22 protein-coding genes are annotated in these 25,696 nt (G+C 36.3%); 2 read left to right on the top strand and 20 right to left on the bottom strand.

Annotation, left to right across the window (positions count from 1 at the left end; translation table 11 throughout):
• Positions 1 to 74: 74 nt before the first annotated feature.
• The 3 genes from HMPREF2603_RS05205 to HMPREF2603_RS05195 form a co-directional block, all read right to left on the bottom strand.
• Complete coding sequence (locus HMPREF2603_RS05205; protein WP_060803525.1) at positions 75 to 941, bottom strand: 2-oxoacid:ferredoxin oxidoreductase subunit beta; 867 nt, start codon at positions 939 to 941, stop codon at positions 75 to 77.
• Positions 928 to 2,703: a 2-oxoacid:acceptor oxidoreductase subunit alpha gene (locus HMPREF2603_RS05200; protein ID WP_057509838.1), complete on the bottom strand. Its 1,776-nt coding sequence runs from the start codon at positions 2,701 to 2,703 to the stop codon at positions 928 to 930. Before HMPREF2603_RS05200 ends, HMPREF2603_RS05205 begins: the two co-directional genes overlap by 14 nt.
• Before the next feature lie 114 nt (positions 2,704 to 2,817).
• Complete coding sequence (locus HMPREF2603_RS05195) at positions 2,818 to 3,615, bottom strand: TIGR00282 family metallophosphoesterase (RefSeq protein WP_023015669.1); 798 nt, start codon at positions 3,613 to 3,615, stop codon at positions 2,818 to 2,820.
• A 270-nt stretch (positions 3,616 to 3,885) separates the two neighbouring features.
• Here HMPREF2603_RS05195 and HMPREF2603_RS05190 point away from each other — a divergent pair, with 270 nt between their 5' ends.
• Positions 3,886 to 4,104 carry a hypothetical protein gene (locus HMPREF2603_RS05190; protein WP_002480735.1) on the top strand — a complete coding sequence of 73 codons (219 nt, stop codon included), beginning with the start codon at positions 3,886 to 3,888 and terminating at the stop codon, positions 4,102 to 4,104.
• A gap of 104 nt (positions 4,105 to 4,208) precedes the next feature.
• On the opposite strand, the gene HMPREF2603_RS05185 is transcribed toward HMPREF2603_RS05190, so the two are convergent.
• Positions 4,209 to 5,039, bottom strand: coding sequence for a LysR family transcriptional regulator (locus HMPREF2603_RS05185; protein WP_002480734.1), 831 nt, complete (start codon positions 5,037 to 5,039; stop codon positions 4,209 to 4,211).
• A gap of 122 nt (positions 5,040 to 5,161) precedes the next feature.
• On the opposite strand from HMPREF2603_RS05185, the gene HMPREF2603_RS05180 reads away from it, so the two are divergent.
• On the top strand, positions 5,162 to 6,157 hold the full coding sequence (locus HMPREF2603_RS05180; protein ID WP_023015671.1) for a YeiH family protein: 996 nt from the start codon (positions 5,162 to 5,164) through the stop codon (positions 6,155 to 6,157).
• Positions 6,158 to 6,277: 120 nt separating this feature from the next.
• On the opposite strand, the gene rny is transcribed toward HMPREF2603_RS05180, so the two are convergent.
• The 16 genes from rny to truB all read right to left on the bottom strand — a co-directional run bounded on the left by rny (position 6,278) and on the right by truB (position 25,586).
• Complete coding sequence (rny, locus tag HMPREF2603_RS05175; protein WP_060803523.1) at positions 6,278 to 7,837, bottom strand: ribonuclease Y; 1,560 nt, start codon at positions 7,835 to 7,837, stop codon at positions 6,278 to 6,280.
• A gap of 199 nt (positions 7,838 to 8,036) precedes the next feature.
• Positions 8,037 to 9,101 (bottom strand): recombinase RecA, encoded by a 1,065-nt coding sequence (gene recA, locus HMPREF2603_RS05170; protein WP_002480731.1) that lies wholly within the window; start codon positions 9,099 to 9,101, stop codon positions 8,037 to 8,039.
• Positions 9,102 to 9,269: 168 nt separating this feature from the next.
• Positions 9,270 to 10,415 carry a CinA family nicotinamide mononucleotide deamidase-related protein gene (locus tag HMPREF2603_RS05165; RefSeq protein ID WP_002480730.1) on the bottom strand — a complete coding sequence of 382 codons (1,146 nt, stop codon included), beginning with the start codon at positions 10,413 to 10,415 and terminating at the stop codon, positions 9,270 to 9,272.
• A 134-nt stretch (positions 10,416 to 10,549) separates the two neighbouring features.
• A complete protein-coding gene (gene pgsA, locus HMPREF2603_RS05160) occupies positions 10,550 to 11,131 on the bottom strand; it encodes a CDP-diacylglycerol--glycerol-3-phosphate 3-phosphatidyltransferase (protein ID WP_023015674.1) in 582 nt (193 codons plus the stop codon).
• Positions 11,132 to 11,156: 25 nt separating this feature from the next.
• Complete coding sequence (locus HMPREF2603_RS05155) at positions 11,157 to 11,555, bottom strand: helix-turn-helix domain-containing protein (protein ID WP_002480728.1); 399 nt, start codon at positions 11,553 to 11,555, stop codon at positions 11,157 to 11,159.
• 21 nt (positions 11,556 to 11,576) lie between these two features.
• Positions 11,577 to 12,416, bottom strand: a complete 840-nt coding sequence (locus HMPREF2603_RS05150) for a DUF3388 domain-containing protein (RefSeq protein ID WP_023015675.1) — start codon at positions 12,414 to 12,416, stop codon at positions 11,577 to 11,579.
• 132 nt (positions 12,417 to 12,548) lie between these two features.
• Positions 12,549 to 13,253 carry an elongation factor P 5-aminopentanone reductase gene (ymfI, locus tag HMPREF2603_RS05145; RefSeq protein WP_023015676.1) on the bottom strand — a complete coding sequence of 235 codons (705 nt, stop codon included), beginning with the start codon at positions 13,251 to 13,253 and terminating at the stop codon, positions 12,549 to 12,551.
• Positions 13,254 to 14,540, bottom strand: a complete 1,287-nt coding sequence (gene yfmH / locus HMPREF2603_RS05140) for an EF-P 5-aminopentanol modification-associated protein YfmH (RefSeq protein ID WP_060803522.1) — start codon at positions 14,538 to 14,540, stop codon at positions 13,254 to 13,256.
• Positions 14,541 to 15,767 (bottom strand): EF-P 5-aminopentanol modification-associated protein YfmF, encoded by a 1,227-nt coding sequence (gene yfmF, locus HMPREF2603_RS05135; RefSeq protein WP_060803549.1) that lies wholly within the window; start codon positions 15,765 to 15,767, stop codon positions 14,541 to 14,543.
• A 58-nt stretch (positions 15,768 to 15,825) separates the two neighbouring features.
• Entirely contained in the window at positions 15,826 to 16,548 is a 723-nt protein-coding gene (locus HMPREF2603_RS05130; protein WP_002480723.1) for a GntR family transcriptional regulator, read from the bottom strand.
• 2 nt (positions 16,549 to 16,550) lie between these two features.
• On the bottom strand, positions 16,551 to 18,923 hold the full coding sequence (locus tag HMPREF2603_RS05125; protein WP_060803521.1) for a DNA translocase FtsK: 2,373 nt from the start codon (positions 18,921 to 18,923) through the stop codon (positions 16,551 to 16,553).
• Between the two features lie 232 nt (positions 18,924 to 19,155).
• The gene (rnjB, locus tag HMPREF2603_RS05120; RefSeq protein ID WP_002480721.1) at positions 19,156 to 20,829 is read right to left on the bottom strand and encodes a ribonuclease J2; all 1,674 of its coding nucleotides are present in this window, start codon (positions 20,827 to 20,829) and stop codon (positions 19,156 to 19,158) included.
• Positions 20,830 to 21,018: 189 nt separating this feature from the next.
• The gene (pnp, locus tag HMPREF2603_RS05115) at positions 21,019 to 23,124 is read right to left on the bottom strand and encodes a polyribonucleotide nucleotidyltransferase (RefSeq protein ID WP_002480720.1); all 2,106 of its coding nucleotides are present in this window, start codon (positions 23,122 to 23,124) and stop codon (positions 21,019 to 21,021) included.
• Between the two features lie 164 nt (positions 23,125 to 23,288).
• The gene (gene rpsO, locus HMPREF2603_RS05110) at positions 23,289 to 23,558 is read right to left on the bottom strand and encodes a 30S ribosomal protein S15 (RefSeq protein WP_002480719.1); all 270 of its coding nucleotides are present in this window, start codon (positions 23,556 to 23,558) and stop codon (positions 23,289 to 23,291) included.
• A 124-nt stretch (positions 23,559 to 23,682) separates the two neighbouring features.
• Positions 23,683 to 24,657, bottom strand: a complete 975-nt coding sequence (locus HMPREF2603_RS05105) for a bifunctional riboflavin kinase/FAD synthetase (RefSeq protein WP_002480718.1) — start codon at positions 24,655 to 24,657, stop codon at positions 23,683 to 23,685.
• A 14-nt stretch (positions 24,658 to 24,671) separates the two neighbouring features.
• Positions 24,672 to 25,586 (bottom strand): tRNA pseudouridine(55) synthase TruB, encoded by a 915-nt coding sequence (gene truB, locus HMPREF2603_RS05100; RefSeq protein ID WP_180363559.1) that lies wholly within the window; start codon positions 25,584 to 25,586, stop codon positions 24,672 to 24,674.
• Between the last annotated feature and the right edge of the window lie 110 nt (positions 25,587 to 25,696).

The raw sequence follows: 25,696 nt of genomic DNA, 5'->3' as shown, positions 1-25,696 counted from the left end.
ATCATAAATAAGCCTTCATACCCTTACAATAACTTATACCCGTTATTTGAAGAATATGAAGGCTATTTTGTATTTTAAATAAATTGTTTTGTTAGTTCATCAAATTGTGATTGGTCAATGTTGATATCTTGCTTAGCTAAAGCTTCTCCGCTCATCACTTCTAATTGTGATTCATAAGAAGGTGTTTCTTTATCTTGATATACAATACCTGTCAGCAATGATTCATGATTGATAACTGCTTGTGTTGCTTTACCTTTATCTGATGGATCATAATCTTCTAATTCATCAACAGATACAAGATTTTCTTTAAACCAATCATACGTGTTTACTTTATTATAAGTCACACATGGTGAGAAAATGTTCACAAATGAGAAACCATCATGGTTGATTGCTTCTTCGATTAAAGCAGTCAATCCTTTGATGTCACTTGAGAAACCTTGTCCTACAAATGTTGCACCTGATGATAATGCTAATTCTAACGGTGCGACGTTTTGTTCAATGTTGCCTTTTGGTGTAGTTTTTGTCACAAAGCCAGGAGCTGATGATGGTGATGTTTGTCCTTTAGTTAAACCATAAATTTGGTTATCCATAACGATGTACGTAATGTTCATGTTACGACGTAATGCATGAATGGTATGACCCATACCAATCGCATAACCATCTCCGTCACCGCCTGAACAAATCACTGTTAAATCTTTATTGGCCATTTTAACACCTTGCGCAATCGGTAAAGCACGACCGTGAATCGCGTGCATACCATATGAGTTAACATAGCCTGATAAACGACCTGAACAACCGATACCTGTAATTAATGCTACTTCTTCTGGTTCTAAGCCTACATTTGCAGCTGCTTTTTGAATCGCTGCTTGGACTGAGAAGTCACCGCAACCTGGACACCAGTTAGGCTTAACGTTATTTCTAAAATCTTTAAATGTTGCCACCTGTAACCACTCCTTCAGTTTCTTTGGCAATTTCTAAACCTTTTTCTTCAATTTCATGTGGTAAGAATGGTGTACCATCATACTTCGTTTGATTGATTAATTTTTGATGGACGTTCACATTCATTTTTAATATATTCGCAAGTTGTCCTTGATAGTTATGTTCAACAACAACTACTTTTTTCGCTTTATCTACCGCTTCTTGCACAATTTGTGTAGGGAACGGATGCAATTGTTTAATTTGTAAATGATTGACTTTAATACCTTCATCTTCAAGACGTGCTTTACCTTCTTGAATTGCACCTTTTGTTGAAATGAAACCAATATATAAGATATCCGCTTCATCATACGGTTGATCGTCAATCACAGGTTCATTGATTAATAACTTTTCTGTCTTACGCATACGTTTGTCCATTTGTTCTTGACGGTTTTGTGCAGACTCGCTAGGTTTACCTTCTGGACTGTGTTCTACACCTGTCACATGATGAATACCGCCTTTAACACCTGGAATTGGTCGTGGTGATACACCGCTTGCTGTTAATGCATAACGTTTGAAGTAAGATTTATCATCTTCATCTCTTTCAATATCACTTTGCAGCAACTCGCCACGTTTAATTTCTACACGACTGAAATCTAATTGTTCAACAGTTTGTTTACCTAATGCTAATTGTAAATCACTTAAGATAATGACTGGGCATTGGTATTCTTCAGCTAAGTTGAAAGCTTCTACTGTTAAATAGAACGAATCTTCAGCATCTGTCGGTGCTACGACAATTTTAGGAATATCGCCATGCGTACCATAAATCATCTGCATTAAGTCAGATTGTTCTTCTTTTGTCGGTAAGCCTGTTGATGGACCGCCACGTTGTGTATTCACAATCACTAACGGCGTTTCAGTCATACCTGATAAACCGATAGATTCCATCATTAACGACAAGCCAGGTCCTGCTGATGCTGTAAATGCACGGACACCTGCATAGTTTGCACCGATAGCCATTGTCGCAGCCGCAATTTCATCCTCTGTTTGGATAACTGCACCATTTACTTTTGGTAAGTTTTCAATCATATATTCCATGATTTCTGATGCTGGTGTAATCGGATAAGCAGCCATAAATTTAGAACCCGCTGAAATCGCACCTAAACCAATCGCATCGTTACCAATCATATATAAATGCGGCTCAGACTGGCTTGCTTCAAGGTGGTAGTCACCTTTTAAGTCTGTCATTTCTTCTTTCATAGCTTCATAGCCTGCATGTAACGCTTGAACGTTCATGTCTACAATATTTTCGCCTTTTTTACCGAATGTATTCGCAATTAAAGATTCGAAAGATTTGATATCTAAATCCATAATGGCACATGTTGCACCAATTGCGACCATGTTTTTCATTAATTTCGTACCTAGCTCTTTTGCGATATCTGTAAAAGGCAGTACGATCAGTTGGGCTTTACAATTTTCAGGACGAGACGGTTTTGCTTTTGCATCTACAATAATTACGCTGTCATCACGCATTTCATGATGGTTTAATTCAATCGTTTCTTGATCAAATGCGATTAGAATATCTAAATCATCGCTGATCGCATGTACAGGTGTTGTTGATACCCTGATTTTATTATTGGTATGTCCGCCTTTAATACGGCTTGAGAAATGTCTGTATCCGTAGAGATAATACCCTTCACGGTTCATTGCTGTGGCAAAGATTTCTCCAGTCGATTCAATTCCTTCACCTTGTTGTCCGCCTACTTTCCAAGATACTTGTGATTTCATACCTAGCTTTGCCTCCTGTAATATAATTCATCTATCATCATAACAAAATAAACCACTGTATTACTATGATAACAGTGGTTTTAAGTGAAATTCATACTAACGGACGATACCCTATCAGACCATTTCGAATGGGTTATCTTCGTTAATTAAAATCCGTTCAATCTTTTTGGTTTTACCATTTTTATCTAAATCAATAACTACACCAGATAAAACTTCTCTTCCCTCGTCAGGTACAACATGACGTTGCGGTAAACTTGAGATAAAACGGTAAATGACTTCATCACGATTAATACCTAAAATACCATCATAGAAGCCAGTCATACCGACATCTGTAATGTAACCTGTACCTTGAGGTAAAATACGGTTATCTGAAGTTTGAATATGTGTATGCGTTCCAACTACAGCACTTGCGCGGCCATCTAAATACCAGCCCATCGCATTTTTCTCTGATGTTGTTTCCGCATGAAAATCTACAAAAATATAAGGCGTTTCTTTTTGCGCTTCTTTTATCAAAGCATCTGCTTTTTTAAATGGATCATCAATATCTTGCATAAAAGCGCGTCCTTGCAAATTGATAACAGCAAGTTTTGTGTCATTAATTTGCATATAACGCATGCCGACACCTGGTGCTTCATCAGGGAAGTTCGCAGGTCTGACCATACGTTTCGCATCATCAATAAACTCATAAATCTGACGCTGACCATACGTATGATTGCCCATCGTCATAAAGTCTACGCCTTCACGTAATAATTGTTTATAAATTTTTTCAGTCAGTCCTTTGCCGTGTGCCGCATTTTCAGCGTTCACAATTGTCGCAGTCGGACGGTAATGTTGTTTCAATTTAGGAAGATACGTCGTGATTGCCTGACGTCCTACCTTACCTACGATATCGCCGATAAATAATATTCTCAACGTTCCTTCATCCTCTCATATTAGTTAGTTTAATGGAAAAAGCATCAATTGAAAAGTATCAATCGCGTTCTGAAATCAAAGATTCTTTTAAGTTTTAATAACTTCATCTTTAATTTTATGTAGAGCGGGTAAAAGTAATTAAGTCATTCATACATCACATTGTTGTATTTGTAAAAAATCTGTCAATTTTCGACTAGAAGTTTTACTTTTTCAGGGTGTGTTTGTATGTTATGATTTGTCTATCAAATTTATAGGAGATGTCGTTATTCAATGTCAATTAATATTGATCCCGAAAAGTTCGCAGAACTAGTACTTCAATCAAATCCGTCAAAAAGTGAGGATGCTGAAGATATCGCAAAAGAAGCTTTAGAACTTTATGTTAATGCTTATCGTTTAGCTGAAAGATACGCACAATTATCTTCAAACGCTTTAGATACATGCGAAGTACTTAAAGAAGTAAAACAAACAGATTTACTTTTATCTAAATAAAGACAACGATTATAAAAATAAAAGCGATGCAGTGATATACACTGACACATGAAACACGTGAAGTTAAGCAAAATATGCTTAACTTCTTTTTTATGTTCAACTTTTTATTGCTTCTTCAAATGTTCTATCAATAAGCTTAGATTATCATCAATGTATTTATTCTTATGTGTAAACAAATAAAAATCACGTTGTATATCTACAGGTACTACGCTTAAATATTGATGATCATAAGGAGTCAGTGCTGAAGAGGAAACAATAGATATTCCCATACCACTGCGCACCATATTTTTAATCAGTGTGGTGTTATTCATTTCAACTAAAAAGATATCATCTAAGCCAAGTTTCTCAATCCCCTTCTCTTGGTATGCACGCGTACCTGAGCCTCTTTCTCTAATATAAAACGTTGAAGCTTGTTCAAACACTTGCCCTTTTCTACGAATTAAAACTAACTCATCATGTTCAATTTTAATTTTATTTAACGCATTGTCTTGAATTTCTTTTTCTACAATACCTACATCGATACTATTATGTTTAAGATGTTCAATAATATGTTCTGAGTTATCTAATCTCGCATGAATGTGTAATTTAGGATATTTTAGAGCCAAGTCTGCGAGATGTTCAGACAATCGATATTCTCCGTAAGTGTAACTGCTGCCAATGGTTAGTTCTCCTGAAATTGTATGAGGTGCTTGTTTTAAATCTTTTCTCAAACGATCTTCAAGTCGCTGTTTTTGTATCGCATATCGAAATAAAGTTTCACCATCAGTTGTGAGTCGCATGTTCGAATGTTTAAATTCAAATACCTTCACGTCATAGTCACTTTCTAAGCGTTTAATATCTCGGCTGATTGAAGGTTGCGAGGTATATAAGTTTTGTGCTGCTTTCGTGTAGCTTCTCGTTTTTACGACTTCAATTAATACTTTAAAAGGATCCATTGTACGTCCCCCGACTCTTTGACTTTTCACTATTATAACAAATTTGTTATGAGCGCTATACCAAATATTTATTTAACGTTATAGTCAGCCAATGATAACCTTAATTTTAAGGAGGCATGACTATGACAACATTTAGACAAAAACCTTTCATACTAGGGATACTCTTTACTCTGGTTATCGCACTCATCAGTATGTTGTTAGCGAAGTTGCCGATTCTCGCAAATGTAGGTGCATTGACTATTGCGATCTTATTTGCGATTGTTTATCGACATATTAAAGGATATCCGGAAACACTTAGACCTGGCATTGAATTTTCAGCGAAAAAGCTTTTGAAATTTGCGATTGTCTTGTATGGTCTTAAATTAAATATTAACGAAATCATTACACAAGGACGTACATTATTACTCGTGGATATCGGTGTAGTTATTTTTAGTATCGGTTTTATTTTCTTATTAAACAAATGGCTTAAAGGTGATCGTGATATCGGTCTTCTATTAGGAATCGGAACAGGAATTTGCGGTGCAGCTGCTATTGCCGCAACTTCTTCAATTCTAAAAGCGAAAGAGAAAGACACAGCATTAAGTGTAGGCATTATCGCATTAATCGGAACACTCTTTTCATTAGCCTACACTGTTATTACATCTATCTTTAATATTGCGCCACAATTATATGGCGCATGGTCAGGCAGTAGTTTACATGAAATTGCGCATGTCGTATTAGCTGCTGGATTTGCGGGAGAAGCTTCACTTAAAATCGGACTACTCGCAAAACTCGGACGTGTATTTCTATTGATTCCAGTCAGTTTGATTTTACTCGCAATCATGAAATACAAATCACAACACAGTGCACAAAAAGCTAAAATAGAAATTCCATATTTCTTATTTGGTTTTATTATTGCTGCATTGATTAATACGTATTTACCATTGCCAGAACCTTTAATGGCAGTATTAAATTTCTTAGCAACATTACTCATCATAATGGCAATGGTTGGATTAGGCTTGAATGTTGCCTTAAAAGATATTAAAGATCGTGCCGGCAAACCATTAATAGCAATTGTAATCGCATCTATTATATTATCCGCATTAACTTTTGCGACTCTAAGTATGCTGCATATATAAGTTTAATATGAATTAAATGTAACTATCCCTTGAGCTCATTCAAAAGCTGAAGGGATAGTTTATTTGTATATAAAAGAACCTTGAGCTATCTCTAGCCCAAGGTTCTGTTGGTTTCAAAAATTATTTTGCATATTCAATTGCTCTCGTCTCACGAACAACTGTCACTTTGATATGTCCTGGATACTGTAGTTCATCTTCTATTTGTTTTTTAATATCTCTTGCTAGGCGATGTGCTTTCAAGTCATCGATGTCATCTGGTGATACAATTACACGGATTTCACGACCTGCTTGAATCGCAAATGCTTTTTCTACGCCTTCATAACCTTCAGATAGTGCTTCTAAGCGTTCCAATCTGCGGATATAATTTTCAAGTGTCTCTTTACGAGCACCTGGACGCGCTGCTGATAAAGCATCTGCTGCAGCAACTAGGATAGAGATAATTGATGTTGGTTCAACATCCCCGTGGTGGGAATGAATCGCATTAATAACTGTTTCGTTTTCATGATATTTCTTCGCAAGTTCTACACCAATTTCGACATGGTTGCCTTCTACTTCATGATCAATCGCTTTACCAACGTCATGTAACAAACCAGCACGTTTTGCCAATGTCACGTCTTCACCAAGTTCAGCTGCAAGCATTCCTGATAAATGTGCAACTTCGATTGAGTGTTTTAAGACATTTTGGCCATAACTTGTTCTGAATTTAAGTCGACCGAGTATTTTAACTAGGTCTGGATGCATGTTATGAACGTTAATTTCAAATGTAGCTTGTTCACCAGCATCTCGGATAATATCATCTACTTCTTTACGTGCTTTTTCTACCATGTCTTCGATACGACCCGGATGAATCCGACCGTCTGAAACAAGGTTGACTAAAGCTGTGCGTGCAATTTCTCGTCGAATAGGATCGAAGCCTGATAATATAACCGCTTCTGGTGTATCATCTATAATTAAATCGATACCCGTCAATGTTTCTAAAGTACGAATGTTTCGACCTTCACGGCCAATAATACGACCTTTCATTTCATCATTCGGTAAGTTGACTACCGATACTGTTGACTCTGAAGTATGTTCAGCAGCTAAGCGTTGAACCGTTGTTGCCAACAATTCTTTTGCGGTTTTATCAACTTTTTCTTTCGCTTCATTTTCCTTTTCTTTAACAAGTACTGCAATATCTTGTGACAGTTCTTCTTCAACACGTTGAAACTGTTCTTTGATAGCTTCATCACGTGTGAGACCGGAGATGCGTTCTAATTCTTGTTCGTGCTTCATTATTATGGATTGAACACTACTCTCTTTTGCATCTACTTGTTGTTGTTTTTCTTCAATTTTCGATTCTTTTTGCTCTAAAATCTCATCTTTTTTGTCTAATAGATCAGACTTACGCTCTAAGTTATCTTCTTTTTGAAGAAGGCGGGTCTCTTGTTTTTGAAGATTTCCACGTATTTCTCGAAGTTCATTTTCTGTTTGTTCTTTTAAACGTTGATTTTCTTCTTTCGCCTCAAGTAATCTCTCTTTCTTGAGATTCTCTGCTTCTTTGTTCGCCTGATTGATAATATCATCTGCAGTTTGTTTTGCTTGCACTTGTTTATCGTGCAAAACTTTTTGGGCAACTATATACCCTACAACAACTCCTAGAATACAACCCAGCAAAATGAGTAGGAGGGTTAATAAATTCACACAAACACCTCCTTTTTCTAGGATTTTGTTTATTTGTATATCAATTTCAATATGATTATATGAAGTTATATAAGAATCATATATACCAATTGTACTTTTTTAACATGAGAAGTGTCAAGGTTAATAGTTTACATAACCTTCATAATTACACCGCAAAAAGAAAAACCTGGAAGCTATTTCCAGGTTTATAAAATAGATACTATTCTTCTTCAAATAAAGATGCATTTTCACTATTTTTTTCTGCTTCTTTTTCTTCTTTCTCTTCAACATCTCCATCAAAAATACCAAGTTTTTGACGTAATTTTTGATCGATGTCTGCTTTAACATCAGGATGTTCTTTCAAGTAATTCTTAACGTTTTCTTTACCTTGACCCATACGGTCGCCATTGTAAGAATACCAAGCACCTGATTTATCAACGATATCATGTTCAACACCTAAGTCGATTAATTCGCCTTCTTTAGAAATACCTTGTCCGTACATAATATCAACTTCTGCTACTCTGAATGGTGGCGCAACTTTGTTTTTAACTACTTTAATTTTAGTACGGTTACCTACAATTTCTTGGCCTTGTTTTAATTGTTCTGCACGACGTACTTCTAAACGTACTGAGCTGTAGAACTTCAATGCACGTCCACCTGGCGTTGTTTCAGGGTTACCGAACATTACGCCGACTTTTTCACGGATTTGGTTGATGAAAATCGCTGTACAGTTTGATTTAGAAATAGCACCTGAAAGTTTACGTAAAGCTTGTGACATTAAACGAGCTTGTAAACCAACGTGTGTATCTCCCATTTCACCTTCAATTTCAGCTTTAGGTGTTAATGCTGCAACTGAGTCGACAACAATAATGTCTACTGCACCACTACGCACAAATGCTTCTGCAATTTCTAAACCTTGTTCCCCATGGTCAGGTTGTGAAAGGTATAAGTTATTGATATCTACACCTAATGCTTCTGCATATACAGGATCTAACGCGTGCTCAGCATCAATAAATGCTGCAATGCCGCCTTGTTTTTGTACTTCAGCAATCGCATGCAATGCAACTGTTGTTTTACCAGAACTTTCTGGTCCGTAAATTTCTACAATTCTTCCTTTAGGGTATCCGCCTACTCCTAAGGCATTATCTAATGTAACAGAACCGCTTGATACACTTGAAACTCGGCGCGCTTTGTTATCGCCTAACTTCATAACCGCACCCTTACCAAACGATTTCTCCATATTCTTAATTACAGTATCTAGCGCTTTTTGACGTTCATTATTCAATGTCTGGCCTCCTATTCGAGATATCTTCTCAAATTTATCTTAATTCATACTATACAGGTTTCTATCCTAAATTACAAGAAATAAACGAATATTTGTTCGGTTATTTCTTGTTTTTAGTGATAACCAACCGAACACTAGTACTTATAAACGTAATTTTTTGTCTATTTCTTACTTAGAAAACATATTTATCAAACGGATATAGACATAGTTTGGCGTTCTATGTTTAATTAAATTCCTTTTTTGCGTCATAGTAAACGCTTCTATTTTGAAGTCATCTTCTGTGCATACACCTAAATACACTTCATCCTCTTCATGCAATAAGGCTACACCAATATCAGTTTGATAAAGTTTACGTACTTGTTCTGCACCTGATTTTAATCGTGTTTTAATATCTAAGTCTTGTTCTACAAAGATAACATCATCAACTAACATACCTCTTAATTTATCAACTTTATCATCTTCTTTAAGTTTAGAGTAAACTTCTCCTGATGTAACACCATCATAAATCGCAAAAGTACCCGGTACTTTTTCAAGTGTTGCTTGTTCGATTGTTGTTTCATCAGAACCAAAATAATAATCTCCAATACGATTAAGAATTTCTGTTCTAATTGGTTTGATTAAAGACTTACATGTAGCTTCATCTGGTCCACTTGCTGTAACACGAATTTTAACTTCATGAGATCCGGCTAAAGGCGCAATAGTCGGATTAGATTGATTGTCGATTAAGTCTAACAATTCTGTTTCAACACGTGATTCTCCGATACCCGCAAACTTCAATTGTTCAGAAAAGATTGTACCGTTTTCTTGCATTAATAATGGAAGTAATTCTTCTTCTGCCATCGGATTCATTTCTTTTGGTGGTCCAGGCATTAACGCAATACGTTTACCATCTTGTTCTACTAACATACCAGGTGCCATACCTACTTTATTTGGCAGAACCGTTGCCCCTTCAATCACTAATGCTTGTTGTTTATTATTTTCGCTCATTTCTTGTTTTTGTTCTTTAAAGTAGCTTTCAATATATTCTAATGCTGTTTCGTCTGTAACCAGTTCACGCCCTAAGACTTTTGCTACCGTATGTTTCGTTAAATCATCTTTTGTCGGACCAAGTCCGCCTGTCATTACGATCGTATCGTTAACTTCTAGAGATTGACGCAATAAGCGTTCTAATCTAGCTTCATTATCTCCAATTACCGCTTGTTCCACGACATTTAAGCCAACACCGTTAAATAATTGAGAAAGGAACTTCGCATTTGTATTGAGTATTTGTCCTAATAGGAGTTCTGATCCTACTGCTACAATAGAAATTTTCATAAAATTTCCTCCATTACCTTTGAGAATCTTAATTCATACCATACAAATATAAGAGTGGCATAAACATAGTGATTTGTGAACTCATATGCATTCAGTTCACCGCTATGTATATGCCACCCTTAAGATGATATAGATTATGATTGTTTTTTAAATACATCTCTACCTTTGTAGAAATATTCAATACCTGAAAGAACTGTAAAGAATACACCGATGTATAACAATACTTGTCCGATTGGGAAACCAATCCATACGACAAGTGGTTCACCAAGTAAAATCCAAACTAATGCAACCATTGTAACTGCTGTTTTAATTTTACCTAATTGACCTGCAGCGCTGACAAAGCCTTGTTCAATTTGAAGTAAGCGTAAGCCTGTTACCGCAAATTCACGTGCAATGATAATAATCGCTACAACTGAATTCGTTAAACCTAGCTCAACAAGTACGATTAAAGCACTCGCAACTAACAATTTATCTGCTAGCGGGTCTAAGAATTTCCCCATGTTTGTCACTAAATTCCATTTACGTGCTAAGTAGCCATCCGCAAAGTCACTGAGTGAAGCGATGATAAAAATCAAACCGCTGATAAAGAACTCAATACGAATCGAATGACTTCCGATAAATGTCATATTGCCAAAGCCGAAGTCGACTAACGCAAAAAGAATAAATACCGGTATTAAAATTACCCTGAAGATGGTTATCTGATTGGGTAGATTCATAAACATTTCCTCTTTTCTTGCTATTTTATAATAAGAATACTGCTGCCACCCATAAGACCAAAGTTACCACAATAAAAATACTGAGCCAAACAACCAGTTGCTTAGAATCTTTACTTTGTGTTTTATAATCTGGCGGATTTGAACCACTGAATTGTTCAATAGTTTCATCATAGTGGCTATCTGCAGAATTCGGCAGCTCCTCTTGATGATGAGCAATCAGGATAGAAGCATCTGTATTCACTGCTTTGGCATATTTCTCAATAATACCTTCCGCATAATTCGGATTAGAAAGCGCATTAAAATCATTCGCTTCGATAAGAGTCAAAGTTTCTCTTTTCACTTTAGTCTTTGACTCTAATTCATTTAACGTCATGCCTAAGCGTTCTCTTTTCCCTTTTAATGTCTGTCCAATTGTATTGCTCATGTTTTGACACTCCTTGAAACATTATTCAAAAAATCCGAATCCTCCGCCAAAGTCATCAAAGGAATTACCGAAATCTAAGTTATTCTTACTTTTAACTGTTTGTTGTTTCATATGTTCATATTTGATTTCTTGATCTTCAGTTTCTCTCAACTCAATAATATAATCAAAGTCTTCTAACTGATAATCACAAGAATCTACAAATAAATCCGGATGTTCTACCACTTTGATTGCTGGTAAAGCCATCACTTCATCGACTAATTGACGATGCTTAGGATCATTTTCTCTGGCAGTCACTGCCCCATCGATAATATAAACATGTTCTGGTCCGTATTCTCCTTTTAATAGAGAATTACGTATGGTTTGTTTAATCAATGTAGAACTGATAAACAGCCAACGCTTATGCGCACAGACACTGCCTGCTACAATTGATTCTGTTTTACCGACACGTGGCATGCCACGAATACCGATTAGTTTATGGCCTTCTTCTTTAAAGATTTCTGCTAAAAAGTCTACCAGCAGACCTAAATCCTCACGTTCGAATCTGAACGTTTTCTTATCATCTGCATCTTGTTTGATATAGCGGCCATGTCTGACTGCTAAACGATCACGTAATTGCGGTTTACGCATTTTAGTAATCGAAATTTCATCAATTTGACTTACAATATCTTCAAAGCGTCGCATTTTGTCTAAACTGTCTGCACGAATTAATAGACCTCGACGATTTTGATCGACGCCATTAATTGTCACAATACTGATCCCCATCATCCCTAATAGACTTGCGACATCTCCTAAAAGTCCAGCTCGGTTAAAGGTAATTTCATATTCTAAATACCATTCAATTTTTCTTTCTGGTGCTATCATGTTTTAACACGCCCCTTAGTTCAACAACATATAGAATTCATCAGAATGAAGTGATACATACTCATTTTCAATAGAATTGAAAGATATCTACATTATACATTATCTCTAAATATATGAATATGGAATTCATGTTTAAATATACCAACCGCCATTGACTTTCTGTATTGTACCTGTGACACTTTGTGCACGTTTATCATAAAGATAAGCACATGTGTACGCAACTTCATCTGGTGTAACCATACGTTGTTGTGGCAGTTCATCAATAATAGCTGCTAATTCAGAAGGTTCAAACTCATCTGCCATATTACCACTGACCATACCAGGTGTCACAGCATTGACTGTAATATTTGTCATCGCAAGTTCTTGGCTTAAAGCTTTCACAAAGCCGATTTGTGCCGCTTTCATCGCAGAATAAACAGTTTCCATGCTCGCACCTGTTTCTCCCCATATTGAAGAGATAATTAAAATGCGACCATGAGCACTTGCTCTTAATTGTTCTAAAAAGAAACGTGTAATAAGCATCATGTTTTTAACATTCAACTGATAACATGCATCAATGTCTGTTGCTGTCATATCTTGAAACATGCCATATAAACTGCGACCAGCTGCATAAACTAAAACATCCAAATTATGAATAAATGAAAATACAGATTCCATGTTTATATCTTGCGTCAAATCCGCTTGTACAAACGATACATTCTGACTCTCATATTTAGCTTTTAGCTGATCTGGTGACGATTGATTATAATGAACAATGACCTCATAACCATCTGACAATAATTGTTCTACAATAGCGGAACCAATAGAGCCAGAACCTCCAATGACTAATGCTTTCATTTACTTCTTAATCTCCAGTCTGCTGTCAGCAATTTGATCAAAGTTTAAACTTTTCTCTGCCGCTTCATTAATACTCTCTAACGTAATACTATCTACAATGTCCAACATATTGAATAAGCTGACACCTTCGAAATAAAGTTTTGTATATTGATTCGCAATATATTCTGGTGAGTTCAAACTTGAAATAAACTCTCCAATAAATTGTTTCTTCAACAATTCAAAGGCTTCTTCATCTTCTAAATTGCCGACCTTAGCTTTCAACTCATCCAACAATAATGACTTCAACTTATCTGGGTCTGGTGTTGAACTTGTAATTAAAGAGAAGCTGTAAGAAGGTTCTAACACAAATTGATAACCAAATGTATCATCAATTAAGCCTTCATTTAATAAGTTTTGATAGAAGTCCGTTTCTTCACCTAATACCATTTCGAAGAAGAATGTCATTTCAATATCACGTATCATAAAGACTTCTTTTGATGCTTGTTGCGGTACGTTTTTAAAGCCAAGCATCAATCTTGGAATTTGAATATTCATTTCCTCAACCACTTTGGTTTGTTGAACTGCTTCAGGCTCTTCTAAGCTATCTCGTACAATTTCAGGCTGTGCTGTCAATTCTCGTTTTGCTTCATGATCACGTACTAAATCATGAATACGTTCAGGATCGACATTACCTACAACAAACATCACCATATTAGATGGATGATAAAATGTTTCGTAGCAAAGATATAAATCATCTTTTGTAATTTCATAAATACTTTCAACACTGCCAGCAATATCTACTTTAACAGGGTGTTGTTTATACATTGCACGTAATGTATTGAACATTAGCTTATAACCTGGTTGTTCTTGATACATTTTTATTTCTTCAGCAATAATCCCTTTTTCTTTTTCAACTGTTGCTTCAGTGAAATAAGGCGTCTCTACCATGTTCATCAAACGTAAAATGTTAGACTCTACATTTGAGGTTGCGCTGAATAAATAACTTGTGCGATCGAAACTTGTAAAGGCATTGACTTGTGCGTTATCTTCCGCAAAGTCAGTAAATAAGTCGCCTTCTTCTTTTTCAAATAATTTATGTTCTAAGAAATGCGCAACACCATCCGGTACTGTCACAAATTCATCACTGCCTAAAGGTTTAAATTTGCTGTCTAATGAACCGAACTGTGTCGTATATGTAACAAATGTTTTTTGGAACCCTGGCTTTGGAATGATAAAAACTTTTAAACCATTATCCATTTGCGCTTCATATACTGTTTCATCGATTAACTCATAATAACGTTTTTTCATTTATGCTTCGTCCTCCTTCGTCAACACATAAATCGTATCTAGGATGGCACTTTGTGTGAGACGAATAACATCTTCTTTCGTCACATCGTGAATTTTTTGTCCATAATTACCATTTGTTAAATCTTTCGGTAATAAGATTTGATTATGCGCAATTTCTACCATACTTTTCGGACGGTCTTGTGATTCATTACGTTGTGAAATTAAAATTTTCTTCGCAAGTTCTAATTTCTCTTCACTGAATCCACCACGTTGGAATTTTTCAAATTCCGCTAAAATCGTATCTTTCGCAACTTCATATTTTTCAGCAGAAACACCACTTAACACAAACATGTAGCCATTCTTACCATCAATTTGTGAATGTACAGAATATGCTAAACTTTGTTTTTCACGCACTTCATTGAACAAGACAGATGATGGATCACCACCGAACATTGTGTTGAAGACCACAAAGGTATAGTAATCTGGTTGTCCATAATATGTGTTGAAGCGATAACCGATGTTCAACTTCGCTTGGTCAATTTCGTCATATTCTACAATAGTTTGCGGCAGTTCGTCTTTAGAACGTTGTGCTTGAATGACTGAAGACACTTGTTGTAGTGGTTTAATATCAAACAGTTGTTTGATTTTGTCTGTGACTTCTTCTGAATCGACATTACCTACGACATAAACAGCACAATCATCGTTCTCTAACATGGATTGGTATGTATGATATAACAATTCTGGTGTGATTTGAGGTATATGTTCGATTAAACCTGATGCTAGATAACTATATGGTTGATTGCCAAACATGTTTTTCATTAATTTTAAGAAAGCTAGTTGTGCTTTATTATCATTGATTGCTTCTAGTTTCTTTTTCAATAATGTCTTTTCTTGTGTCACAAATGTTTCATTGAAACGTTCGTTTTCAACTAACGGATGATAAAGAATTTGTTGAAGTAATGCTAAACCTTCATCAAACAAAGGGTCTTTATGTTTTAAGTAACGTTCGTTCACAATTTCTAATGTAATTGTGATGACATGTTTATCCTTGAACTTTGTCACGAAACTATTGACATAAGCCCCATATAACTCTGAAAGTTTTCTGTTAAACGCTTTATCTGTCGGCCATTGTTTTGTGGCTCTGACAAGTAATTTACTTAACAAGGCACGCGCAGTCATCGTTTCTTCATCCAGCGGTGCCATAAATTTGAATGTGATAATTGTTGTTTTAAATTTATCCGTTGGCATCACCTTAATGCGCGGCTCTGTATGATTGTGTTGTTGACTCACACTGTCACACCCTTTCTTAATTTTCTTCAATTTTACGTATTGTTTTAAATTTGACTACTTCACTCTTGAAGTAATTATAAGAGTAAAGAATCGGTCTGTTTTGATGGTCATAATGGATTTGTCTTAATAGCATCAATGCTTCATTTGGTGCTGACTCTAAAGCTTCTGACACTTTAGGTTCATAGCTGACCGATTCAATCTCTGTTTCTGAATATGCGATACTGATATCAGCAAAAGCTTTGATTGCAGTTAAAATGGATTCATCATGCGCTTGAAATGCAGCACAAGTCAGGTAACTCGTTGCCACTTTATCTAAACAATAAACAACAGGACTACCATCAGCGGTTCTGATTCTTTCAATCAACGTGACAAATTCTCCTTCTTTTAAATCCAGCGCTTTACGATCATACATTGTTGCTGGTTGTTGATCTAAATTCATAAAAATAGTGCCCGCTTTATAACCTTCATTTTCAATCATTTTGCTGATGCTTAACAACTTATCAAGTGGATAGAAGAAAGGTTGAGAAGTTTTAACACTCGCTGTTGCTTCAAAGTTTTGTGTTAAAACTTGTTCCGTAATAAGTTCATCCACTGCATCATATACATCATCAGTTTTTGCGTTAACTTCTCTTGCGATTGATAAAGTACTTGGAACCGGATCACCCGGTTGCAAGTTACCTTCTTCAATTTCATTTAATATCCATTCTTTAATTCTGTATATCGAATTCGTATTTGTCATCATTACACCTCACCATTATCTAAATCCACTAATACTTGTCGTGGTTTACTGCCTCGTTGTGGTCCAATCACTTGGTTGTTTTCTAAATCATCCATTAAACGTGATGCACGGTTGTAACCGATTCTGAATTGACGTTGTAAAAGGGATGTACTCGCTTTTTGCTGTTCGACAATAAATTGATAAGCTTCATCATATAGCGGATCTTCACTTTTCTTTTCTCCGCCCTCTGGTGTTGTACCAGGTTCCATTTCTTTAACATAATTCGCTTTTTGTTGATCAATTACAAAATTCACTACATTTTGAACTTCTTGATCACTTAAGAATGCACCTTGGATACGCGTTTGAATAGAACCGCCATTACCAAAGTACAACATATCCCCTTTACCTAATAGCTTCTCAGCTCCACCTCGGTCGATAATCGTACGAGAGTCTGTTTGAGAGCTGACCGCAAAGGCAATACGTGATGGAATATTGTTCTTGATTAATCCCGTAATAACATCCACAGATGGACGTTGTGTCGCAATAATTAAGTGAATGCCTGCAGCACGAGCCATTTGTGTAATACGTTGAATCGCATTCTCAACATCTTTACCTGCAACCATCATCAAGTCAGCTAATTCATCTACAATTACGACAATATAAGGTAATAGAGATTGTTTTTCATCTAATTCCTCATTTTGACGCTTCATATAGTCATTATAGCTTTCAATATTTCTCGTACCCGTATGTTGGAATAAATCATAACGACGTTCCATTTCCGCCACAATTTTCTCTAACGCTTGCGATGCTTTATGAGGATTTGTGACCACTGGAATTAATAAATGCGGAATACCGTTATATACATTCAATTCTACCATTTTTGGGTCAATTAGCATGAGTTTTACTTCATGTGGTTTCGCATTCAGTAAAATACTCGTAATGATACCATTGATACATACAGATTTACCGCTTCCGGTAGAACCTGCCACAAGCAAGTGCGGCATTTTATTTAATTCTACGCTGATAGGTTCGCCTGATATATCTCTACCCAAACCTACCTCTAATTTATTCTTAGAAGGGAATTTTTCATCTAAGACTTCTTTTAATGAAACTAATGCGATTTTATCATTCGGTACTTCGATACCTACTGCTGAACGACCAGGAATCGGCGCTTCAATACGCACATCTTTGGCAGCCAAAGCTAACGCAATATCATTATGCAAGTTGACGATTTTGCTGACTTTAACCCCTTGTGCTGGTTGTACTTCATATTGAGTCACTGCTGGGCCGATTTTGATTTGGGTTACTTTCGCATTAACATTAAAGTTCTTCAATGTGTTTTCAAGTAAGCGCCCTTTCTTTTGAACTTCAGCACGTGAAGTTGTTTTTTGTTTCACTGGTTCATTCAAAATAGAAAGTGGCGGTAATTGATAGTCTGAATTTTCAACTTCACCCGCTTCAGAAATACTGCCCATATCTTCAGATGATTCTGTTGATTCATTTGTTTGTGTTTGTTCTACCAACTGACGTTTTTCACGTTTTCTTTTAGGTGCAGGTTCTGCTTGAGGTTTAGGTTCTGCTGGTTTTGGTGTCTCTTCTTTTTGATCATCACCGAAAATCGGAATCGCAGCTTCTTGCTTCTCTGCTTCTGACATGGGAACTTCTGTAAAGTCGCTGACATCCTTCACTTCTTCTTGTTGTGCACGCTCTGCTGCTTTTTCTTCTTTACTGCGTTGTTTTTCTTCTGCACGCTCAGCTTGACGTGCTTTACGTTCTTTTCTATGTACTGCTGCTTTTTCACTGCCTGATTTTAATTTCTCTAAGAAAATTTTAGCCACATCACGATGACGTTGTTTAGATAATAAAATAAAACTAGAAATAAAAAGTAATATTGTTAAGATGACAACGCCGACAATGGATACAAGCGGTATAGAGAAATGAACTAAATAATAACCAAGCACCCCGCCGCCGAAATTCGGAAAATGGGTTTTATCATATTGACGATACACATAAGAAATAACAGGTTCACGGTCGCCAGCAGCACCTTTCGTAAAGACTAAATACAACTGTGTCGCAAATAACAACGCAACTTGTAACACAATTGAACCTGTTAATCTTCTAGTTTTCGGCAACTTGCCGTTATAAGCTAAAAAGCCTGATGTTAATATAACGAGAATGTAGGTTAAGTATCTACTATAGCCAAACAAGTAATTGAAAAGGGTATCAATTACTCTTCCGATTATTCCTAATTGGAAGGCACCTAGAACAACAAGCACTACCGTAATAATCGCAGCAATATAGCGTAACGGTGCTTCATTTTGTTTTTTCTTTGTGGTTTTTCTTCTTGCTGTCGTTTTACGTTTCGTATTTGTTGTTCTTTTCTTTCTTTGTGCCAAAACATACACCTTCTTTTCCATAAAATATGTCTTAGTGAATATGTATTATGCGTACAGACAAACTAAGGTGCCTATACGCACACATGCTAAACTTACTATCCTTCTATTTTAACATTTAACGTATAGACCACATAGTTACACATGATTAAAATATGAGCTATACGATGAAATGCTATGGTACGCATGTTTGCACACCATAGCATTCTTGTATGTTAATCTTGCATACTTTTAATTAAACTTCAGAAATAATTGGGATAATCATTGGACGACGTTTTGTGTTTTCAAACAACAACTTGCTGATTTTATCACGCATATTTTGCTTGATTTCAGACCATTCAATACGACGTTCTTGAAGACCTTGTTCCACAATCTCGCGTACTTTTTCTTCCGCTTCTTTCAACAATTCTTCACTTTCTCTGACATACACGAAACCACGTGATTGAATTTCAGGTCCTGCCGCAATTTGTCGGTTTTTCGGATCTAAAGTCACAACCGCAATGAAAATACCATCTTCTGCTAATAAATGGCGGTCACGTAAAACGATATTACCGACGTCACCGACACCGATACCATCAATCAGTACGTTACCTGATTCTACTTTTTCATTTAAAATCATATCTTCGCCATCGAAGTTTAAGACATCGCCTTTTTCAGCTAAGAAAATCTTTTCAGGTGCTACACCTGCTTCAGCCGCTAATTTCGCATGGGCAATCTGCATTTTGAACTCGCCTTGGACAGGGATAAAGTATTCTGGCTTCATGATGTTAATCATCATTTTGAGTTCTTCCATGCAACCATGACTTGATGCGTGGATTTTCTTATTATTTGGGATGATATCTGCTCCTGCACGTGCTAATTCATTTAACGTATCACCGATAATTACTTCCATGTTAGCTGACGCTGTCATGGCTAAGAAGACTGAATCGCCTTTTTCGATATTCATAATTTTATGCTTTTGACGCGCCATTTGGTTCAATGCTTCTACAGGTTCTCCTTGCATACCTGTCGCAATAATTACCACTTCATTTTTCGGATAATTTTTAACTTCATTAATTGGAATTAATAAGTCTTTTGGAATATCAAAGTATCCCATTTTACGTGCAATATTGAATGATGTTTCTAGTGAACGTCCTAAGAATGAGACTTTACGATTCAATTTGCAGGCAATATTTAACACTTGTTGAATTCTGATAAAGTTTGATGCATAACAAGACACAATCAATCTGCCATTCACTTTTGTAAATGCATCTAACATATGAGATTCAATCACATTTTCAGGTGTGTTGTAACCTGGTTTCTCCGCTTCAGTCGAATCACTGATTAACGCAAAGACACCTTCGTCTCCGATTTCAGTCATTTTCTTAAGATCTGGCGCATAGTTGCCTTGTAAACTTTGGTCAAATTTAAATTCACCAGTATATACAATTGCACCATATGACGTATGAATCGTTACACCTAAACTATCTGGAATACTATGTGATGTATTAAAGAATGATACATTGACATTTTTAAAGCGCATTACAGATTCATTGTTGACTGTATAATATCTGACTTTCTTATCAATTTTACGTTCTTTCATATATTCTTTAACAAGTGCTAATGTCAATTTAGAACCATATACTGGTGCGTCAACTTTTTCTAAAACATAGCTGACTGCACCAATCGCATGCTCATGTCCATGCGATAAGAATATACCTTTTAATTTATCTTTATTTTCGATGACATATTGAATATCAGGAATTACAATGTCGACACCCAGCATTTCGTCTTCTGGGAACATAAGACCTGCATCCAACATAAACATTTCATCGTCAACTTCAACGATATACATATTCTTCGCAATTTCACCCACGCCGCCAAGCGGGATGATGCGAATATCATTATTCTTTTTCTTTACTAAATTCAATTTTTCTCCTCCTATTTATAATCCCCGACCATATAAGTATTCACTCTATATTATAAGTTAAAATCTTTTTAATGTACACTAATGAATCCATAGTCCAGCACGATGTTAAACCGTACATATGTATAAAAGAATGCTTGTGAAGCAACATCAAGTTGTACAAGCATTCTTCTTATTCAATCTCATATTCTATTAGTTTTCTTTATTTAATAATACACGGTGAGATGCATTCACACGGCCTTTACTGTCAATTTCAGTTACTTTAACTTCAATTGAGTCGCCAAGTTTCAATACATCTTCAACTTTATTGATACGCTCATTCGCAATTTGTGAGATGTGTAATAACGCATCAGTGCCTGGGAATAATTCTACGAACGCACCGTATTTTTCAATACGTTTAACTTTCGCATTATATGTTTGACCCACTTCTGCTTCACGTGTAATTTCTTCAATAATTTCACGCGCACGATTGATCATCGCTTGATCTACTGCACCGATAAAGATAGTACCATCTTGTTCGATATCCAGTTTAACACCTGTTTCATCAATGATTTCATTGATTTTCTTACCGCCAGGTCCAATAACATCTCTGATTTTGTCTGGTTTGATTGTCATTGTTTCAACTTTAGGTGCATACGCACTTAATTCTGGTCTTGGTTGATCGATTGTTTGAAGCATGTGTTCTAGAATTGTTAAACGACCGACACGTGCTTGTTCTAAAGCTTCTTCAATGATTTCTCTAGTTAAACCATCGATTTTGATATCCATTTGGATTGCTGTGATACCATCTTTAGTACCGGCAACTTTGAAGTCCATGTCGCCTAAAGCATCTTCCATACCTTGAATATCTGTAAGAATTGTATAGTTATCATCGCGTGTTACAAGACCCATCGCAATACCAGCAACTGGTGCTTTGATTGGTACACCTGCATCCATTAAAGCAAGTGTAGAACCGCAAATAGATGCTTGTGATGATGAACCGTTTGATTCAAGCACTTCGCTGACAATACGTACTGTATATGGGAAATCTTGTGTGTCAGGAATGATATATTTCAAAGCACGTTCGCCTAATGCACCGTGTCCGATTTCACGACGACCTGGTGCACGAACTGGACCTGTTTCACCTACTGAGAAGTTCGGGAAGTTATAGTGATGCATAAAGCGTTTTTCAACTTCAGGTCCTAAACCGTCAATTAATTGATATTCGCTTAATGCGCCTAATGTCAATACAGATAACGCTTGTGTTTGACCACGAGTGAATAAACCTGAACCATGTGCACGCGGTAATAAACCGACTTCAGATTCTAATGGACGAATTTCATCTGGCTTACGTCCATCTGGTCGTACTTTTTCATCCGCGATTTGACGACGGACTTCTTCTTTTACTAAATCATTTAAGATTGCATTTACTTCAGCCAGTAACGCTTCGTTTTCCGGATCTTCTTCATCTTCGAAAATCTCAATAATTTCGTCACGAACTGCGTCGATATTTTCTTCGCGTTCTTTTTTATCGAATGTTTGAATTGCTTCTTTCAAACCTTTTTCTTGTGTTAATGCAGTTACTTTTTCTTCGACTTCTGCATCACGTTCAACTGGAATAAATTCTGATTTCTCAGGTTTAAGATAATCAATAATTTCCTCTTGGAACGCTACTAAACGCTTGATTTCTTCATGACCGAAGAAAATTGCATCTAACATTTCTTTTTCAGTAATCTCGCTTGCGCCTGCTTCAACCATGTTAACTGCGTCTTTATGGCCTGCAACTTCTAAATCTAAACGAGATTGTTCTTTTTGTTCTACAGTCGGGTTGATCACATATTGACCATCAACATAACCGACATTTACCCCTGCAATCGGACCTTGGAATGGGATATCTGATACACTTAATGCCATTGATGAACCGATCATTGCTGCCATTTCTGGTGAACAATCCGGATCAGCACTTAACACGATATTCATGATTTGAACATCATGGCGGTAACCTTTAGGGAATAATGGACGGATTGGTCTATCGATTAAACGCGCAGTTAAAGTTGCTTCGTCAGCCGGACGACCTTCACGTTTTTTAAAGCCCCCAGGAATTTTACCTGCTGCATACATTTTTTCTTCATAGTTAACTGTTAATGGGAAGAAATCTCCATCACGCGGTTCTTTTGATGCTGTCGCAGTAGATAATACAACTGTATCCCCATAACGTACGAGTACCGCACCGTTTGCTTGTTTTGCCATCTGCCCAGTTTCAATTGTTAACGGACGGTTTGCCCATTCGGTCTTAAACACTTTCTTGTCTTGAGACATTAGGAATCTCCTTTCTCTTACTACCTCTTTTACATTAATAATTCTATCATATCATTTACATGATTATTTTTATACGCACATTCGTATCTAAGCTATAAAAAAAGGAAAGCAACCAACGATGGTCCTTTCCTCTAACTGGTATCAGCGTTTTACTTAAGAAAAGATTAACGACGGATACCTAATGATTTGATTAATTCACGGTAACGTTGAATATCTTTTTTACGTAAGTAGTTTAATAAATGTCTACGACGACCTACCATTTTTAATAAACCACGACGTGAATGGTGGTCTTTTTTGTGTGTACGTAAGTGTTCGTTTAAAGCATTGATTTCTGCAGTTAATACTGCGATTTGTACTTCTGGTGAACCTGTGTCTGTTTCGTGTACACGGTATTGTTTGATTAATTCGTCTTTACGTTCTTGTGAAATTGCCATTGTCAATTTCCTCCTTTAATAATTTAGTCTCCCCAGTCTGAGTCAGGCGTCGGAGTATCGACCTGCCAAGAGTGAGGACTGTTTTTAATCTTGTTTTGATTACCACATGTGTAATCATTCCGACCTAAATATTATAAGATACTTCATCACCGAAATCAACCGATAATAAATATTTCGCTTGTTCTTTATCTTTATTCATTTGTTCTACAAGCGGATCAATACCATCAAACTTGATTTCCGGTCTTAAATAGTGGTGCCAAAAGACAATCACACGTTCACCATAAATATCTTCTTCAAAATCAAAGATATTCACTTCAATCACGACATGTGATTTCTTAGGATCATGGAATGTCGGTTTCACACCCACATTACATACGCCTCTATAAATACGTTGTTCTGTACCGATAGCTAAGCTGACTGCGTACACACCTTTTTTAGGTAATACATAATCGTCGCTCGGTTCAATATTTGCTGTTGGGAACCCGATTGTTCTGCCACGTTTTTCACCTTGGACTACTGTTCCTTTGATGCGGTAACGATAGCCTAGTTCATCATTTGCTTTCTGCAAGTCGCCTTCTTTTAATGCTTTTCTAATTTCAGTTGTTGATATTTTCTCTGAGAACATTTCTTGTTTGCTCACAATCGTTGTATTAAAATGTGTTTTTAATTCTTGGAGTACAGACATATTGCCTTTACCGTGTTTGCCGAATGTAAAATCAAAGCCTGCAACGACTTCTTTCACATGGTTTGCGATTAAATATTCGTTCACAAACTCATCAATCGAAACATCCGCAAATTTAGATGTGAAATTCACAATAATAACATAATCGATGTTATATGATTCTAAAATTTCGATTTTATCACTTAACGGCGTTAAATAATCCGTTCTTTTTTGTTTAGGATTCAATACAACCGATGGATGGGGATCAAACGTCATAATCGCTTTTTTCAAATTACGTTTTTTCGCAATCTCATTTAAAGTATGAAAGACTTGCGCATGTCCTTTATGCAAGCCATCAAAAAATCCCAATGCCATCGCAACGTCTTCTTGTATATATTGCTCAGGTTGAATTGGATGTGTAACTTCAATTACTTTCATTTTGCGATGCTCCTTTAGTTAAATACCTTTTTAGGTTTGATTTCATTCGGTTTCTCAGCGTGCGGAATATAAAGTGCTAAGGCTTTTTCTGTTTCTTTATCTTCCATCACTGTTACTTCATCAATCGCTTCAGAAAATTCATTTTTATAAAATTTCTGTCCATTTAAAATACGTTTTTTGATTTTCGGGTCGTCAATTTGAATATGAGGCAACCCTTTCAAACCATATTCTATCGGAAATAGCTTTTCCTGTAATGCTTCTTGCTTATATAATTCATCAATTTGATCCAAAGTTAAACTTTCATCGATAGAAAAGCCGCCGCTTTCTACACGTGTTAATTGAGACATATGTGCCGGATAACCTAATGCTCTGCCGATATCAGTTGCTAACGTTCTGATATATGTCCCTTTCCCACAACGTATAAATATATCAAATGAACATGTGTCATCTTTATAACGAATCTCAGAATTACGTTCAATTTCATAAATGCGCACTTTTCGTTTAGGGCGTTCAACTGTTTCATTATTACGTGCGTACTCATAAAGCTTACGTCCATTCACTTTAACAGAAGAATACATCGGCGGAATTTGTTCAATTTCACCTACAAATGATAAAATCGCTTCATCAATTTTATCAGCTGTTAAATCTTTACTGACTGCTTTCGTTTCTAGCACCTCTCCAGTTTGGTCTTCAGTAGTTGTACTCACACCGACCGTAACCATTGCTTGATATGCTTTACCCTTTTCCATGATATAGTCACTGACTTTAGTGGCACCACCGACACAAATCGGTAAAACGCCATTTACTTCTGGATCTAATGTGCCTGTATGGCCTACTTTTTTAGTATGTAAAATTTTACGCAATTTAAATACAACATCATGGCTTGTTAAACCACGTTCTTTAAATACAGGTAAAATACCCTCCATCAACTACACCTCTTCTCTCTGTCATACCTCTACTATTTTACAATAAATTCAAAATGAAATATAGGCAAAGAAAATAAGCAACTGTTGAACGCATATAACTCTTCAACAGCTGC

Source organism: Staphylococcus sp. HMSC055C03 (assembly GCF_001809385.1).
GTDB lineage: Bacteria > Bacillota > Bacilli > Staphylococcales > Staphylococcaceae > Staphylococcus > Staphylococcus simulans.
This window is presented reverse-complemented; position numbering and strand designations above follow the sequence as displayed.

Bases quoted from the DNA above. Each gene is read 5' to 3' on its own strand.
- HMPREF2603_RS05200 (WP_057509838.1), bottom strand. From the start codon at position 2,703: ATGAAATCACAAGTATCTTGGAAAGTAGGCGGACAACAAGGTGAAGGA.
- HMPREF2603_RS05190 (WP_002480735.1), top strand. From the start codon at position 3,886: ATGTCAATTAATATTGATCCCGAAAAGTTCGCAGAACTAGTACTTCAA.
- HMPREF2603_RS05185 (WP_002480734.1), bottom strand. From the start codon at position 5,039: ATGGATCCTTTTAAAGTATTAATTGAAGTCGTAAAAACGAGAAGCTAC.
- HMPREF2603_RS05180 (WP_023015671.1), top strand. From the start codon at position 5,162: ATGACAACATTTAGACAAAAACCTTTCATACTAGGGATACTCTTTACT.
- HMPREF2603_RS05165 (WP_002480730.1), bottom strand. From the start codon at position 10,415: ATGAAAATTTCTATTGTAGCAGTAGGATCAGAACTCCTATTAGGACAA.
- pgsA (WP_023015674.1), bottom strand. From the start codon at position 11,131: ATGAATCTACCCAATCAGATAACCATCTTCAGGGTAATTTTAATACCG.
- HMPREF2603_RS05155 (WP_002480728.1), bottom strand. From the start codon at position 11,555: ATGAGCAATACAATTGGACAGACATTAAAAGGGAAAAGAGAACGCTTA.
- HMPREF2603_RS05150 (WP_023015675.1), bottom strand. From the start codon at position 12,416: ATGATAGCACCAGAAAGAAAAATTGAATGGTATTTAGAATATGAAATT.
- ymfI (WP_023015676.1), bottom strand. From the start codon at position 13,253: ATGAAAGCATTAGTCATTGGAGGTTCTGGCTCTATTGGTTCCGCTATT.
- yfmH (WP_060803522.1), bottom strand. From the start codon at position 14,540: ATGAAAAAACGTTATTATGAGTTAATCGATGAAACAGTATATGAAGCG.
- yfmF (WP_060803549.1), bottom strand. From the start codon at position 15,767: ATGCCAACGGATAAATTTAAAACAACAATTATCACATTCAAATTTATG.
- HMPREF2603_RS05130 (WP_002480723.1), bottom strand. From the start codon at position 16,548: ATGACAAATACGAATTCGATATACAGAATTAAAGAATGGATATTAAAT.
- pnp (WP_002480720.1), bottom strand. From the start codon at position 23,124: ATGTCTCAAGACAAGAAAGTGTTTAAGACCGAATGGGCAAACCGTCCG.
- rpsO (WP_002480719.1), bottom strand. From the start codon at position 23,558: ATGGCAATTTCACAAGAACGTAAAGACGAATTAATCAAACAATACCGT.
- HMPREF2603_RS05105 (WP_002480718.1), bottom strand. From the start codon at position 24,657: ATGAAAGTAATTGAAGTTACACATCCAATTCAACCTGAGCAATATATA.